Here is a 15,200-nt window from a genome sequence, read left to right on the forward strand (position 1 = left end):
GACCATGAAAACCCTAGTCAATCGCCAGTTCGACTTCATGGGCAAGCGCCGGGTCGCCTTCGCGATCTCCGGCGTGATGCTGCTGGTGTCGATCGTCGCGCTGCTGTTCCAGCAGCTCAATCTGGGCCTCGACTTCACCGGCGGCACCCTGGTGGAGGTACGCTACGCCGTGGCCCCGACCCTGGACACGGTGCGCCAGACCCTGGAGGCCGCCGGCTTCCGCGATGTCTCGGTGCAGACCTTCGGCGCCTCCACCGAGGTGCTGATCCGCCTGCAGCAGGCCTTCGATCCCAATGTCGGCGATCAGGTGGTGGCCCTGCTCCGCGAGGGTGGCGTCGGTGTCGACCTGGTACGCGCCGAGTTCGTCGGCGCCCAGGTGGGCGACCAGCTGCGCGACCAGAGCGGCCTGGGCCTGCTGGTGGCACTCGGCATCGTGATGCTCTACGTGGCCTTCCGCTTCCAGTACAAGTTCGCCATCGGCGCCCTGCTGGCGCTGATCCACGACGTCATTATCGTGGTGGGCGCCTTCGCGCTGTTCCAGTGGGAGTTCGACCTGACCGTGCTGGCGGCGCTGCTGGCGGTGATCGGCTACTCGCTGAACGACACCATCGTCGTCTATGACCGCATCCGCGAGACGATCCGCACCTCGCGCATCGACGATATGCCGGCGATCTTCAACGAGGCGATCAACCTGACCCTGTCGCGGACGCTGGCCACCTCCGGCACCACCCTGCTGGTGCTGCTGGCGCTGCTGCTGCTCGGCGGCGACATGATCCACTACTTCTCCATCGCCCTGATCCTGGGCATCGTGGTGGGCACCTTCTCCTCCATTTACGTGTCCGCGGCCCTGCTGCTGGCGGTGAAGCTCAACCGCGAGGACCTGATCCCGGCCAAGAAGGAAGACCCGGAGGCCGAGGAGCTGCCCTGACCGCGGCAAGCGAGACAGAAACAGAAAACCCCCGCCGGCATCACCGGCGGGGGTTTTTCTTGGTGCTTGGCGCTCGGCGCTTAGAAGTGCGGCTTGAGCTGCTGCATCAGCGCCTTGAAGAGCCGCGGGTTGGCGGCCATCAGCTGCCCCTCGGTGGGCACGCTGGGGGCGCCGTCCAGGGAGCCGATCAGCGCCCCGGCTTCCTTGAGCAGCAGGCTGCCGGCCAGCTTGTCCTGCTCCTCGAGGCCCAGCACGAAGACCATATCGGCGCGGCCGGCGGCCAGCTCGGCCATGTCCAGCAGGCCGCTGCCGCTGGCCAGCTGGACTTCCACCTGGGGGCCCAGGCGCTGGGCCAGGGTCAGGTAGGCGGGGAAGTGGCGGGTGCGCTGCCACAGCTCGGGCAGGCCCAGGGCCAGGCGGCTGCCCTCGATGGCGGACGCCTTGGGCACGCGGATACGCTTGCCGTTGTGCTGGGCCCCCCGGCCGCGGCTGGCCAGGTATTCGTCGTCGCTGAAGGGGCAGATAACGATCGCATGCTCCGGGCGGCCCTTGTGCAGGCACACCAGGGAGAGCGCGAAACCGCGACCGGCCACGCTGAGGTTGGAGTAGCCGTGGAAGGGTTCGATCTGCCAGTGATAGTCACGCCCCTCGCCCTGCCCCTCGCGGTACGGGGTGTAGCGGCCGGCCACGCCGTGCTCGGGATAGCCCCGGGCGAGCTGGCGGGTGATCAGGGTCTCGGCATTGCGGGCGGTATCTTCCAGCAGCCGGTCGAGGTTGTGTTCTTCGTGGGCGTTTTCGATGCGCTCACGGATACGCAGAAACTGTTCGGCGGCGCTACGGGCAGCGCGCAGGCCGAATTGGACCATCGGATGCATGATCGGGCCTTGAGGAGTCGGTGACTGTTAAAGAACGGACGCGGGGCGTCGACAGATAACGGCGCGAATCCTAGCAGATACCCGCCGATTGCGCCACGCACACGGCACCTGTCGACATGCTAAACTCTGTCCCCTTGGATTCAGCAGCCCCAGGTATTCCCCATGCTAGAGCGCATCCGTATCGTGCTGATCGGCACCAGCCACCCCGGCAATATCGGCGGCACCGCCCGCGCCATGCACAACATGGGGCTGGCCGACCTGGCCCTGGTGGCGCCGCGCTGCGAGGTACTCACCGCCGACAGCGTCTCCCGGGCCTCCGGGGCCGATCACCTGGTCCATCGGGCCCGGGTCGTGGCGACCCTGGAGGAGGCGGTGGCCGACTGCACCCTGGTGGTGGGCGCCAGCGCCCGCTCGCGCACCCTGCCCTGGCCGATGATCAGCCCCCGCCAGTTGGGCGAACGCCTCCCCGAGGAGCTGGCCGCCCCCGAGGCGCGCATCGCCCTGGTCTTCGGCCGCGAGGACAGCGGCCTCTCCAATGCCGAGCTGCAGCGCTGCCATGCCCACGTGCATATTCCCGCCAACCCGGACTTCAGTTCCCTGAACCTGGCCACCGCGGTCCAGGTGCTGGCCTACGAGTGTCGCCTGGCCTGGCTCGATCAACAGCAGGACGACGACGCCCTGCCGCCCATGGGCATGGCCGAGACCGCCCCGCCGGCCAGCCATGCCGACCTGGAGCGCTATTTCGAGCACCTGGAGCGTACCCTGATCACCATCGGCTTCCATGACCCGGCCACCCCGCGCCAGCTGATGGCCCGGCTGCGCCGCCTGATGATGCGCGCCCGCCCCGACAGCATGGAGGTGAATATCCTGCGCGGCATCCTCAGCGCCACCGAGAAGCAGGCCGAGGCGGCGCGGCGCCGCGAGGGTTGAAGGCCGTGGTCAGGGCCCCCACTATGAAGGCATAGCTCTACCCACCGGTCGAGGCCGTCTCCGCGTTGCCGCTCCCTCGGGAGTGGCAACCATCGCCACCAAGGATCACCGCATGTTTCAACGCCTGCGAGAAGATATCAACAGCGTGTTCGCCCGCGACCCGGCGGCGCGCAACTTCCTGGAAGTGCTGACCAACTACCCCGGCCTGCATGCCCTGCTGCTGCATCGCCTGGCCCACTGGCTGTGGAACAAGAACCTCAAGTGGCTGGCGCGGACCCTCTCGAGCTTCTCGCGCTGGCTCACCGGCGTGGAGATCCACCCCGGCGCGAAGATCGGCCGGCGCTTCTTTATCGATCACGGCATGGGGGTGGTGATCGGCGAGACCGCCGAGGTCGGCGACGACGTGACCCTCTACCAGGGCGTCACCCTGGGCGGCACCAGCTGGAACAAGGGCAAGCGCCACCCCACCCTGGAGGATGGCGTCATCGTCGGCGCCGGGGCCAAGATCCTCGGCCCCTTCACCGTCGGCGCCGAGGCCAAGGTCGGCTCCAATGCGGTGGTCACCAAGGCGGTGCCCGCCGGCGCCACCGTGGTCGGCATCCCCGGCAAGGTCGTCAAGCGTGACGAGCCGGACATGGAAGAGGTGCCCAATTTCGATCCGGAGCGCCGCGAGGCGATCCGCAAGAAGTTCGGCTTCGACGCCTACGGGGTCAGCCAGGACATGCCCGACCCCATGGCCCGCTCCATGCAGGCCATGCTCGACCATATGCATGCGGTGGACGAGCGTATCGAGCGGATGTGCTCCACCCTGCGCAAGCTCGACGCCAGCTACCGGGAAGGCAAGCTGCCGGAGCTGCGCGACGAGGACTTCGCCGAGATCCTCGACGACATGGACGGCTGCTGCCCACCGGCGGAGGCCGACCCATCGCCGCGTCAGGCGCGCCCCAAGGCGCCCGACGACAAGGCCACCGGCACCGGGGAATAGTTGACCCTCCTGCTGGGGCTTCCCCATAATGGTGGGCCGACAGCCACTCGCGGCGTCGCCATTGGTGCCGCGACCAAGCGTGCCTCCACTATGCGCCTGACCACCAAAGGACGTTATGCGGTCACCGCCATGCTCGACCTGGCGATGAACGCGAGCCGCGAACCCACCAGCCTGGCCGATATCTCGCGCCGCCAGGAGATCTCGCTCTCCTACCTGGAGCAGCTCTTCGCCCGGCTGCGCCGCGCCCAACTGGTCAAGAGCGTGCGCGGCCCCGGCGGCGGCTACCTGCTGGCGGTGGCCCCGGAGGCGATCACCGTGGCCCGGGTCATCGATGCGGTGGACGAATCGGTGGATGCGACCCGCTGCCAGGGCCTCTCCGACTGCCAGCAGGGCGATGTCTGCCTCACCCATCACCTGTGGTGCGAGCTCTCCCGACAGATTCATGGCTTCCTGGATGGCATCACCCTGGCCGACCTGATCGCCCGCCAGGAGGTCCAGCGGGTGGCACAACGCCAGCGGCTGCGCCATACCGACGGCACCATCGCCACCTCCACGCCCTGAGTGGCCCCGTTTTCTTCAGCGAGTCCCGATTCAGCCCATGAGCGCCCCCATCTACCTCGATTATGCCGCCACCACCCCGGTCGACCCCCGGGTCGCCGAGGCCATGAGCCGCCACCTGACCCTGGACGGCACCTTCGCCAATCCGGCCTCGCGCAGCCATATGCCGGGCTGGCTGGCGGAACAGGCGGTGGAGGGCGCGCGCCGCCAGGTCGCCGAGCTGATCAACGCCGATCCCCGCGAGATCGTCTGGACCAGCGGCGCCACCGAGGCGGACAACCTGGCGCTGATCGGTTTCATGCGTGCCAACCGTGAGCGCGGCCGCCACCTGGTGACCTCGACCATCGAACACAAGGCCATCGTCGATACCGCCAAGGCCCTGGAGGCCGAGGGTTTCGAGGTGACCTGGCTGAGCCCGGGGACCGACGGCCGCATCACCCCGGAGCAACTCGCCGAGGCGCTGCGTGACGACACCCAACTGGTCTCGCTGATGGCGGTCAACAACGAGCTGGGGGTGATCCATGACCTGGCCGCCCTGGCCGAGGTGGCCCACGCCCATGGCGCCGTCTTCCATGTGGACGCCGTCCAGGCCGCCGGCAAGTTGCCCCTGGACGTGGCGGCCCAGGGCATCGACCTGATGTCGCTCTCCGCCCACAAGGTCTATGGTCCCAAGGGCGTCGGTGTCCTCTATGTGAAGCGCAGCCCCGAGATTCGCCTGGAGGCGCTGATCCACGGCGGCGGCCACGAGCGCGGCATGCGCTCCGGCACCCTGGCCACCCACCAGATCGTCGGCATGGGCGAGGCCTTCGCCCTGGCCCAGTCGGAGGGCGAAGCGGACCAGGCACGCATCGCCGCGCTGCGCGAGCGCTTCCTGGCCGGCCTCGCCGACCTGGACGGCATCCATGCCAACACCCGCCTGGAGGCCGCCGTCCCCAATATCGTCAACCTGGCCTTCGACGGCGTGGATGGCGAGTCGCTGCTGATGGCCCTGCGCAACCTGGCCATCTCCACCGGCTCCGCCTGCAACTCCGCCAGCGTCGAGCCATCCTATGTATTGCAGGGCATCGGCGTACCCCGGGCCCGGGCCCTGGCGTCGCTACGCTTCAGCTTCGGTCGTTTCACCACCGAGGCCGAGATCGACCAGGCCCTGGCGGAGATCCGCCACGCCCTGACCCGGCTACGCCGCTGACCCCCACTTCCCTTGCAGGAGGCAAGTCCCATGGCGCAACTCTCGATCACTCCCGCCGCCGCCGAACAGATCCACCGCGTCCTCGACGAACGCGGTCAGGGCCTGGGCCTGCGCGTCTCGGTCAAGCCCAGCGGCTGTTCCGGCTACAGCTATGTGCTCGACTTCGCCGACGAGGCCGAGGCCGAGGACACCGCCTTCGAGGCCCATGGCGCCACCGTCTATGTAGCCCCCGAGGCCCTGGAGATGCTCGACGGCAGCGAGGTGGACTACGTCAACGAAGGGCTGAACCGCTTCTTCCGCTTCAACAACCCCAACGTCAAGGACCAGTGCGGCTGCGGCGAGAGCTTTACCGTCTGAACCGCCGGGAAGGCCTTGGGTGGCGCAATGCCGAGCCGATTGTCCCGGCGGTCGATAAGCCGCTATAATGCGCGCCCATTCGGCGCCTTTTCGGCTCGCCCCGCGGCCACCCGCCGCCGAACCACTTGCCCGAGGCGCCGCCGGCTCTTCCCCAGAGCCCGGCGGCGCCTCGTCATCCTGAAGACCCTGTCCATTCCATTACGGAGACACGCCCCATGGCTATCGAACGCACCCTGTCCATCATCAAGCCCGACGCCGTCGCCAAGAACGCCATCGGCGAGATCATCGCCCGCTTCGAGAAGGCCGGCCTCCGGGTCGTCGCCGCCAAGATGCTCAAGCTGGACGACGACAAGGCCGGCGGTTTCTACGCCGAGCACAAGGAGCGTCCCTTCTTCAAGGATCTGGTCGGCTTCATGACCTCCGGCCCGGTGGTCGTGCAGGTGCTGGAAGGTGAAGACGCCATCGCCAAGAACCGTGACCTGATGGGGGCCACCAACCCCAAGGAAGCCGCCCCGGGCACCATCCGCGCCGACTTCGCCGAGACCATCGACGCCAATGCCGTGCATGGCTCCGACTCCGCCGAGTCCGCCGCGCGCGAGATCGCCTACTTCTTCCAGGACAGCGAGATTTGCCCGCGCTGATCCAGGCCCCGGGCGGGAGCGCTGCTCCCGCCTCCCATGCCGTTTTCCCTTCTCCGACTCGCTGATCGCCATGACCACTACCACGCCCCAACGTACCAACCTGCTCGGCATGACCCGCGAGGCGCTGGAAGCCTTCTTCGTATCGCTGGGCGAGAAGAAATTCCGCGCCGCCCAGGTGATGAAGTGGATCCATATCGAAGGCTGCGACGACTTCGAGGCCATGACCAACCTCTCCAAGCCGCTGCGCGCCAAGCTCCACGAGGTGGCCGAGATCCGTGGCCCCGGGGTGGTCTATGAGGGCACCTCCAGCGACGGCACCCGCAAGTGGGTGCTGGAAGTGGAGGACGGCAGCTATGTGGAGACGGTGCTGATTCCCGCCGAGAACGGCAAGCGCCGCACCCTGTGCGTCTCTTCCCAGGTGGGCTGCTCGCTGGATTGCAGCTTCTGCTCCACCGGCAAGCAGGGCTTCCAGCGCAACCTCACCGCCGCCGAGATCATTGGCCAGGTGTGGGTCGCCCAGCGCAGCGTGGGCCCGCGCCGGGATACCGCCAATCGCCCGGTCACCAATGTGGTGATGATGGGCATGGGCGAGCCGCTGCTCAATTACGACAACGTCGTGCCGGCCATGAAGCTGATGCTCGACGACAACGGCTACGGCCTCTCCAAGCGCCGCGTCACCCTCTCCACCTCCGGGGTGGTGCCGATGATCGACCGGCTCGGCGACGAGCTCGACGTGAGCCTGGCCATCTCGCTGCACGCCGCCAACGACGAGCTGCGCAACGAGCTGGTGCCGCTCAACCGCAAGTACAATATTCGTACCCTGCTCGACGCCTGCCAGCGTTACCTGAGCAAGTGCGACGACACCCGCATGGTCACCATCGAGTACACGGTGATCAAGGACGTCAACGACCAGCAGGAACATGCCAGGCAGCTCGCCGAGCTACTCGAGGAGTTGCCCTGCAAGATCAACCTGATTCCCTTCAACCCCTTCCCCCATTCGGGCTACGAGAAGCCGTCCCGCAACCAGGTGATGCGCTTCCAGCAGTGGCTCTACGAGCTGGGCTATACGGCACCGATCCGCACCACCCGCGGCGACGATATCGATGCCGCCTGCGGCCAGCTGGTGGGACGGGTGAAGGATCGCACCAAGCGCCACGAACGCTATATCCAGTCGATCCAGATCGACGCCGACTGAGCCGTCGGCCACCTTGACTTCAACCGGTCGGGGCGCTTTGATGGTGAGGCTTTTATCAAGGCCTTGGCCCGGTTCCCGGCCGGCGCCTCAACCCCGTCGTCATGCGAGGATTCGATGACCCGTCGCTCCATCCAGACCCGAACCCCACGCCGCCTGGCCCTTCCCCTGCTGCTGGCCACCAGCCTGGGCTTGGCGGGCTGCGCCGGTCAGGCGGTGCAGCAGTCCAGCACCTCCCCCGTCGAGGCCTATACCGAACTGGGGCTGGGCTATCTGGAGCGCAACAACCTGCCGCGGGCCATGGCCGCCCTGGATCACGCCCTGGAGGCGGATCCCCGCGACGGCGAGGCCTTGCAGGCCATGGCCATCGTCTATCAACGCCAGGGCGAGACGCGCCTGGCCGACGAGTTCTTCCAACGCGCCCTGAGCAACGACCCCGGCTTTACCCGGGCGCGCAACAACTATGCGGCCTTCCTCTATGATCGCGGCCGCACCCGCGAAGCTTGCGAGCAGTTGGAGCAGGCCTCGAACGATACCCAGTACAATAATCGCGCCCAGCTGTTCGCCAACCTGGGCCAATGTCAGCAGGAGATCGGCGACGTCGCGGCGGCGCGCCAGAGCCTGGAGCGCGCCCAGGCCATCGACGCCCGCGCCCCGCGCAGCTATTACCTGCTGGCCGAACTCGAGTACGCCCAGGGAAATTATTCGCGTGCCTGGGAGCAGCTGCAGGTCTTTATGCGCCTGGCCGGCGCCACCCCCGACAGCCAGCGCCTGGCCAACCAGATCAGCGCCGCCCGGGGCGGCGACACCTCGTCATCGAATCTGCCGCTGCGTCCTCATGGCACCCTCTGACCCCCGACTCTCGATCAAGGATGCTCAGTCATGAGCGACATGCACGCCCCCTCAACCGATGCGGTATCCACCAGCGACTCTCCCGGCACCCTGCTCAAGGCCGAACGGGAGCGACAGGGCCTCTCCCTGGAGCAGGCCGCCGCGGCCATCAACCTGCGCCCGGCGGTGATCGGCGGCCTGGAAGAGGACGACTACGGCGAGGTGCCCGTCTCCGCCTACCGGCGCGGCTACCTGCGCGCCTATGCCCGCTTCCTGGGCATCGACGATGGCCCGGTGATCGCCGCCTACAATGCCCGCCACGGCAGCCAGGAGGCGGAACGCCCGGTGACCCCGGTGCAGGTCACCAAGCCGCCGTCGCGGCTGGGCGCCTGGCTCTTCAAGCTGGTCACCCTGCTGGTGATCGCCGGCCTGATCGGCCTCACCCTGCTGTGGTGGCAGAGCCGTGGCGGCAACGAGCTGGCCGGGCTCGAGGACGATAGCCCGGTGGCGGTGGATAGCCTGGACGGCACCCCGGCCGGCGAGCCCAGCCGCGACTGGTCCAGCCAGGTGGCCACCGACCAGGGCCCCGAGCCCGAGGCAGCCGCCATCGAGACGCCGGCGATCGAGGCGCCCCGCATAGAGGCGACGCCCCCGGAGGTCGCTCCCGAGAGCGACACCACCCCGGCCGATGATGAGGCCAGCGTGGCCGACGAGGCCGATGCCGCGCCCCCCATCGCCGAGGCGGCCGACGAGCCCGCCGACGAGGAAGAGGCCGCCCCGGTCGCCGCGGATCCGCGGCGCCTGGAGCTGACCTTCAACGAACAGTCCTGGACCGAGATCTTCGACGCCGGCAACCAGCGCATCCTGATCGGCCTGCAGGAGCCGGGGCAGACCGCCAACGTGGAGGGCGAGCCGCCCTTCCGTCTGACCATCGGCAACGCCACCGGCGTCGAGCTGCGCTACCGCGGCGAGAGCATCGATCTCGGTGCCCGCGCCGGCGCCAATAACGTCGCGCGCTTCACCCTGGGAGAATGACCCTTAGTCCTATGCACGCCCAATCTCCGATCATCCGTCGTCAGTCGCGCCAGATTCATGTGGGTCAGGTGCCCGTGGGAGGCGATGCGCCCATCTCGGTGCAGAGCATGACCAACACCAACACCCTGGACGTGGCCGCTACCGTGGCCCAGATCCAGCGCCTGGAGGCCGCCGGCGCCGACATCGTGCGGGTCTCGGTGCCCGACATGGACGCCGCCGAGGCCTTCGGCCAGATCAAGCGGCAGGTGGCGGTACCGCTGGTGGCGGATATCCATTTCGATTACAAGATCGCCCTGCGGGTCGCCGAACTCGGCGTCGATTGCCTGCGCATCAACCCCGGCAATATCGGCCGCGAGGACCGGGTGCGCGCCGTGGTCTCCGCGGCCCGGGACAACGGCATCCCGATCCGTATCGGCGTCAATGCAGGCTCGCTGGAGAAGGACCTGCAGAAGAAATACGGCGAGCCGACCCCGGCGGCACTGGTGGAGTCCGCCATGCGCCATATCGATCACCTGGATCGCCTCGATTTCCAGGAGTACAAGGTCAGCGTCAAGGCCAGCGACGTCTTTATGGCGGTGGCCGCCTACCGTGACCTGGCGGGGCGCATCGAACAGCCCCTGCACCTGGGGATCACCGAGGCGGGGGGGCTGCGCTCCGGCACCGTCAAGTCTTCCATCGGCCTGGGCCTGCTGCTGATGGACGGCATCGGCGACACCATCCGGGTGTCGCTGGCCGCCGATCCGGTGGAGGAGATCAAGGTCGGCTATGACATGCTCAAGAGCCTGCGCCTGCGCGCCAAGGGCATCAATTTCATCGCCTGTCCCAGCTGCTCGCGGCAGAATTTCGACGTCATCGGCACCATGAATGCCCTGGAGGAGCGCCTCGAGGACATCATGACCCCGCTGGACGTCTCGGTGATCGGCTGCGTGGTCAACGGACCCGGCGAGGCCAAGGAGAGCGATATCGGCCTCACCGGCGGCAGCCCCGCCAACCTCGTCTATATCGATGGCAAGCCGGCCAGCAAGCTGCGCAACGACAACCTGGTCGACGAGCTGGAGGCGCTGATCCGCACCAAGGTGCGCGAGAAGGAAGCCGCCGAGAAGGATACGATCGCCCGCGGCTGAGGGCGCCCCCATCAAGGAGTCAATGTTGAGCAAGAAGATCCAGGCCATCCGTGGCATGAACGACCTGCTGCCGGAGCAGTCCCCGCTGTGGCAGTACTTCGAGGGCAAGGTGCGTGACCTGATGCGGCGCTACGGCTATGCCGAGATCCGCACCCCCATCGTCGAGCAGACCGCCCTGTTCGCGCGCTCCATCGGCGAGGTCACCGACATCGTCGAGAAGGAGATGTACACCTTCGAGGACCGCAACGGCGACAGCCTGACCCTGCGCCCCGAGGGCACGGCGAGCTGCGTGCGTGCCGCCATGGAGCATGGCCTGCTGCATAACCAGACCCAGCGCCTCTGGTACCAGGGCCCGATGTTCCGCCACGAGCGCCCCCAGAAGGGCCGCTACCGCCAGTTCCATCAGGTCGGGGTCGAGACCTTCGGCTTCGAGGGGCCCGACGTGGACGCCGAGCTGATCCTGCTCACCGCCCGGTTGTGGCAGGAACTGGGGCTGATGGAGCACGTCACCCTGGAGCTCAACTCCCTGGGCTCCCTGGAAGCCCGCGCCGCCTATCGTGACACCCTGGTGGCCTACTTCGAGGCGCATCGCGAGCTGCTCGACGAGGACTCCCTGCGTCGCCTGAGCAGCAACCCGCTGCGCATCCTCGACTCCAAGAACCCGGACATGGCGGCCATGCTGGACGCCGCGCCGCGGCTGATGGATCACCTGGATGCCGAGTCCCAGGCGCACTTCGAGGCCTTGACCGCCCTGCTCGATGGTGCCGGCATCGACTATGTGATCAATCCGCGCCTGGTGCGCGGCCTGGATTACTACTCGCGTACCGTCTTCGAGTGGACCACCAGGGCACTCGGCAGCCAGGGCACCGTCTGTGCCGGCGGCCGCTACGACGGCCTGGTGGAGCAGCTGGGCGGCAAGCCGACCCCGGCGGTGGGCTTCGCCATGGGCATCGAGCGCCTGATCCTGCTGCTCGAGACCCTGGAACTGATGCCCGCCGAGGCCCAGCCGGGCCTGGACCTCTACCTGCTGGGCATGGGCGAGGCCGCCTCCCACGCCGCCCTGCTGCTCGGCGAGGAACTGCGTAGCGCCCTGCCCCGGCTGCGCCTGCAGGCGCACTGCGGCGGCGGCAGCTTCAAGAGCCAGATCAAGAAGGCCGACAAGAGCGGGGCGCGCCTGGCCCTGCTGCTCGGCGAGGACGAGCTGGCCGAAGGCCGTGTGACCGTCAAGTTCCTGCGCGAGGAGCGCGACCAGCAGAGCCTGGACCGGGATAGCCTGGCCCAGGCCCTGCCGGAACTGCTCGCCCCCTGACCCGCGACATATCGATCGACAAGGAGACCGCCCGTGGCGGAGCTGAGAACCGAAGAAGAGCAGGTAGAAGCCCTCAAGCGCTGGTGGAAGGAAAACGGCATGGCGCTGGTGGCCGGCGTGGTGCTGGCCGCCGCCGGCCTGCTCGGCTGGAATGCCTGGCAGGGCTACCAGGCCAACCAGGCGGAGGCCGCTTCCCTGCGCTATCAGCAGCTGATCGGCCTGGCCTCCCAGTCGACTCTCGACGAGGCCGGCCTGGCCGAGGCCCAGCGCCTGGTGGACGAGATCACCGATAACCATGGCCGCACCCTCTACGCCGACCTGTCGCGGCTGATCGAGGCGCGCCTGGCGGTGGAGGCCGGCGACCGGGTCGCCGCCCGTGCCGTGCTCGGCGACCTGGTGCAGGGCAGCGATGATGCCTATGTGGGCGACCTGGCGCGGCTGCGCCTGGCCCGCCTGCAACTGGCCGATGACGAGCCCCAGGCCGCCCTGGAGACCCTGGGTAGTGAGCTGGGCGAGTCCCTGGCCGCCCAGCGCGCCGAACTGCGCGGCGATGCCCAGTTGGCCCTGGGCGAGGTGGACGAGGCCCGCCGCGCCTACCGCGATGCCTTGAGCCTGGCCGAGCGCCATGGCCAGGCCCTCTATGGCGTCCAGCTCAAGCTGGATGACCTCGGTCAGGAAGGAGCCGACCAATGAAACCGACCCTGGTGATCGCCTGCGCCGCCCTGGCGCTGCTGGCCGGCTGTGCCAGCAAGAGTGAACCGCAGTACCCGCCCAAGGCCCTGGAGGCCTTCGAGGCCAGCAGCGAGCTGCGCGCCGACTGGAGCCGCGGCATCGGCGACGGCCTGGGCCGTGCCAGCTACCCGATCAGCCCGGCCCGCGACGGCGATACCCTGTTCGCCGCCGATGCCGAGGGTCGCCTGATGGCCATCGACGCCAATAGCGGCGACGTCGAGTGGCGCCAGGACCTGGGGGAGGCCATCTCCAGCGGCATCACCGCCGTGGCCGAGCGCCTCTACCTGGGCACCCGCAACGGCGAGGTACTGGCCCTGCGCCAGGCCGACGGCAGCGTCGAGTGGCGCGCCCGGGTGCCCAGCGAGGTGCTGGCCGCCCCCCAACCCAACCAGCAGCTGCTGGTGGTGCAGAGCGTCGACGGTAGCGTCACCGCCCTGGATCGCGCCAGCGGCGCCGAGCGCTGGGTCTACGCCGCCAACGAGCCGGCCCTGACCCTGCGCGGCACCGGCACCCCCCAGGTGATCGAACCGGTCACCTTCGCCGGTTTCGCCAACGGCCGCCTGGTGACCCTCGACAACCGCAGCGGCCAGCCGCTGTGGGACCTGCGGGTCGCCGTGCCCCAGGGCCGCAGCGAGATCGCCCGCCTGGTCGACCTGGACGGTCAGCCGCTGCTGACCCCGGACGGTCGCCTCTACGTGACCAGCTATAATGGCCGCCTGGTGGCCCTGGAGGCCACCACCGGCGAGGTGATGTGGGAACGCGACCACTCCAGCTACCTGACCCCGCTGCTGGTGGGTGACTTCCTGTTCACCGTCAACGAGGCCGGCCATGTGCTCGCCCTGGACGCCCTCAACGGCCAGCCGATCTGGCGCAACGAGGACCTGGAGGGGCGCTGGCTCACCGCCCCGGCCTTCGCCGACGGCAAGCTGGTGTTCGGTGACTTCGAGGGTTACCTGCACCTGCTGGAGGCCCGCGACGGCGAGCTGGCCGGCCGTACCCGCATCAACCGTTCCGGCATCATGCTGCGCCCCCTCACCGAGGGCCGCCAGATCCATGTGCTGGCCAACGACGGGCGACTCGAAGCCCTGACCATTCGCGAGACACCATGACCCCTGTAATTGCCCTGGTCGGCCGCCCCAATGTGGGCAAGTCGACCCTCTTCAACCGGCTGACCCGCTCGCGGGACGCGCTGGTGGCCGACTTCCCCGGCCTGACCCGCGACCGCAAGTACGGTAACGGACGCCTCGGCGACAAGCCGTTCACGGTGATCGACACCGGCGGCATCAGCGGCGACGAGGAAGGCATCGATGCGGCCATGGCCGAGCAGTCCCTGGCCGCCATCGACGAGGCCGATATCGTGCTCTTCCTGGTGGATGCCCGGGCCGGCCTCAACGTGGCCGACGAGGCCATCGCCAACCACCTGCGAGTCAACCAGAAGAAGACCTGGCTGGTGGTCAACAAGACCGATGGCCTGGAAGAGCACTCGGCCATGGCCGACTTCTGGCAGCTGGGCCTGGGCGGTGATCCCTGGCCCATCGCCGCCGCCCATGGCCGCAACGTCAGCCGGCTGATCGAGGAGGTGCTCTCGCCCTTCCCGGAGCAGCCCGAGGAAGAGGCGGTGCCGGAGCGGGACGACGGCATCCGCATCGGCGTCATCGGCCGCCCCAATGTGGGCAAGTCGACCCTGGTCAACCGCCTGCTCGGCGAGGAGCGGGTGGTGGTCTTCGACGAGGCGGGCACCACCCGCGACGCCATCGAGATCCCCTTCGAGCGCCGCGGCCGACCCTATGTACTGGTGGATACCGCCGGTATCCGGCGCCGCAAGAACGTCCGCGAGATCGCCGAGAAGTTCTCCATCATCAAGACCCTGGAGGCGATCAAGGAGTGCCATGTGGCGGTCATGGTGCTGGACGCCCGCTCGGGCCTGGTCGAGCAGGACCTGCACCTGCTCGACTATGTGCTCTCCAGCGGCCGCGCCCTGGTGCTGGCGGTCAACAAGTGGGATGGCCTGGAGAGCGAGCAGAAGGACAAGATGCGCGCCGAGATCAAGCGCCGCCTGGGCTTCGCCGACTACGCCGACCTGCACTTTATCTCGGCCCTGCACGGCACCGGGGTGGGCGACCTCTACCCCTCCATCGAGCGGGCCTTCGCCTCCTCCACCACCCGCTGGTCCACCAATCGCCTGACCACCATCCTTCAGGACGCGGTCGGCGAGCACCAGCCACCGCTGGTGCGCGGGCGGCGCATCAAGCTGCGCATGGCCCACCAGGGCGGTGCCAACCCGCCGATCATCGTGGTCCATGGCAACCAGACCGCGTCGCTGCCGGAGGCCTACAAGCGCTACCTGACCAACACCTTCCGCAAGGTGCTCAAGGTGCGCGGCACGCCGATCCGCTTCGAGTTCCGCTCCGGCCACAACCCCTATGACGCCGATGCCGGCGCCAGCGACCGGGAGAAGGCCAAGAAGCGCGAACTGGGCCGCACCAAGGAGGCGCGCAAGAGTCGCCGCTGAGC

Annotated in this window: 16 protein-coding genes; 15 read left to right on the top strand and 1 reads right to left on the bottom strand. The window is 68.3% G+C overall.

Translation table 11 applies throughout. The annotated features are described in order from the left end of the window. Positions 1 to 4 precede the first annotated feature (4 nt). The gene (gene secF / locus ACZ5EF_RS16800; protein ID WP_346061471.1) at positions 5 to 928 is read left to right on the top strand and encodes a protein translocase subunit SecF; all 924 of its coding nucleotides are present in this window, start codon (positions 5 to 7) and stop codon (positions 926 to 928) included. Between the two features lie 80 nt (positions 929 to 1,008). On the opposite strand, the gene ACZ5EF_RS16805 is transcribed toward secF, so the two are convergent. After that, positions 1,009 to 1,803, bottom strand: a complete 795-nt coding sequence (locus ACZ5EF_RS16805; protein ID WP_346061470.1) for an inositol monophosphatase family protein — start codon at positions 1,801 to 1,803, stop codon at positions 1,009 to 1,011. 162 nt (positions 1,804 to 1,965) lie between these two features. On the opposite strand from ACZ5EF_RS16805, the gene trmJ reads away from it, so the two are divergent. From trmJ to der, 14 genes are all read left to right on the top strand, one after another. After that, positions 1,966 to 2,733 carry a tRNA (cytosine(32)/uridine(32)-2'-O)-methyltransferase TrmJ gene (trmJ, locus tag ACZ5EF_RS16810; RefSeq protein WP_346061469.1) on the top strand — a complete coding sequence of 256 codons (768 nt, stop codon included), beginning with the start codon at positions 1,966 to 1,968 and terminating at the stop codon, positions 2,731 to 2,733. 112 nt (positions 2,734 to 2,845) lie between these two features. Further along, positions 2,846 to 3,718, top strand: coding sequence for a serine O-acetyltransferase (cysE, locus tag ACZ5EF_RS16815; RefSeq protein ID WP_379729119.1), 873 nt, complete (start codon positions 2,846 to 2,848; stop codon positions 3,716 to 3,718). Between the two features lie 90 nt (positions 3,719 to 3,808). After that, positions 3,809 to 4,279: a Fe-S cluster assembly transcriptional regulator IscR gene (iscR, locus tag ACZ5EF_RS16820; RefSeq protein WP_346061468.1), complete on the top strand. Its 471-nt coding sequence runs from the start codon at positions 3,809 to 3,811 to the stop codon at positions 4,277 to 4,279. A gap of 37 nt (positions 4,280 to 4,316) precedes the next feature. Further along, positions 4,317 to 5,465 carry an aminotransferase class V-fold PLP-dependent enzyme gene (locus tag ACZ5EF_RS16825; RefSeq protein ID WP_346061467.1) on the top strand — a complete coding sequence of 383 codons (1,149 nt, stop codon included), beginning with the start codon at positions 4,317 to 4,319 and terminating at the stop codon, positions 5,463 to 5,465. A 30-nt stretch (positions 5,466 to 5,495) separates the two neighbouring features. Then, the gene (locus ACZ5EF_RS16830; protein ID WP_346061466.1) at positions 5,496 to 5,822 is read left to right on the top strand and encodes a HesB/IscA family protein; all 327 of its coding nucleotides are present in this window, start codon (positions 5,496 to 5,498) and stop codon (positions 5,820 to 5,822) included. A gap of 215 nt (positions 5,823 to 6,037) precedes the next feature. Further along, positions 6,038 to 6,463, top strand: coding sequence for a nucleoside-diphosphate kinase (ndk, locus tag ACZ5EF_RS16835; RefSeq protein ID WP_346061465.1), 426 nt, complete (start codon positions 6,038 to 6,040; stop codon positions 6,461 to 6,463). Between the two features lie 70 nt (positions 6,464 to 6,533). After that, a complete protein-coding gene (gene rlmN / locus ACZ5EF_RS16840) occupies positions 6,534 to 7,658 on the top strand; it encodes a dual-specificity RNA methyltransferase RlmN (RefSeq protein WP_346061464.1) in 1,125 nt (374 codons plus the stop codon). Positions 7,659 to 7,772: 114 nt separating this feature from the next. Continuing rightward, positions 7,773 to 8,507: a type IV pilus biogenesis/stability protein PilW gene (gene pilW, locus ACZ5EF_RS16845; protein WP_346061463.1), complete on the top strand. Its 735-nt coding sequence runs from the start codon at positions 7,773 to 7,775 to the stop codon at positions 8,505 to 8,507. Positions 8,508 to 8,537: 30 nt separating this feature from the next. After that, positions 8,538 to 9,521 (top strand): RodZ domain-containing protein, encoded by a 984-nt coding sequence (locus ACZ5EF_RS16850; RefSeq protein WP_346061462.1) that lies wholly within the window; start codon positions 8,538 to 8,540, stop codon positions 9,519 to 9,521. A gap of 11 nt (positions 9,522 to 9,532) precedes the next feature. Further along, positions 9,533 to 10,645 carry a flavodoxin-dependent (E)-4-hydroxy-3-methylbut-2-enyl-diphosphate synthase gene (gene ispG, locus ACZ5EF_RS16855; RefSeq protein ID WP_346061461.1) on the top strand — a complete coding sequence of 371 codons (1,113 nt, stop codon included), beginning with the start codon at positions 9,533 to 9,535 and terminating at the stop codon, positions 10,643 to 10,645. A gap of 25 nt (positions 10,646 to 10,670) precedes the next feature. Continuing rightward, on the top strand, positions 10,671 to 11,954 hold the full coding sequence (hisS, locus tag ACZ5EF_RS16860) for a histidine--tRNA ligase (RefSeq protein ID WP_346061460.1): 1,284 nt from the start codon (positions 10,671 to 10,673) through the stop codon (positions 11,952 to 11,954). 33 nt (positions 11,955 to 11,987) lie between these two features. Continuing rightward, positions 11,988 to 12,647, top strand: a complete 660-nt coding sequence (locus ACZ5EF_RS16865) for a YfgM family protein (protein WP_346061459.1) — start codon at positions 11,988 to 11,990, stop codon at positions 12,645 to 12,647. Further along, a complete protein-coding gene (gene bamB / locus ACZ5EF_RS16870; RefSeq protein ID WP_346061458.1) occupies positions 12,644 to 13,795 on the top strand; it encodes an outer membrane protein assembly factor BamB in 1,152 nt (383 codons plus the stop codon). Before ACZ5EF_RS16865 ends, bamB begins: the two co-directional genes overlap by 4 nt. After that, a complete protein-coding gene (der, locus tag ACZ5EF_RS16875; protein WP_346061457.1) occupies positions 13,792 to 15,198 on the top strand; it encodes a ribosome biogenesis GTPase Der in 1,407 nt (468 codons plus the stop codon). The genes bamB and der overlap by 4 nt, the downstream gene beginning before the upstream one ends. Positions 15,199 to 15,200: the final 2 nt, after the last annotated feature.

This window comes from Bisbaumannia salifodinae, assembly GCF_055388505.1.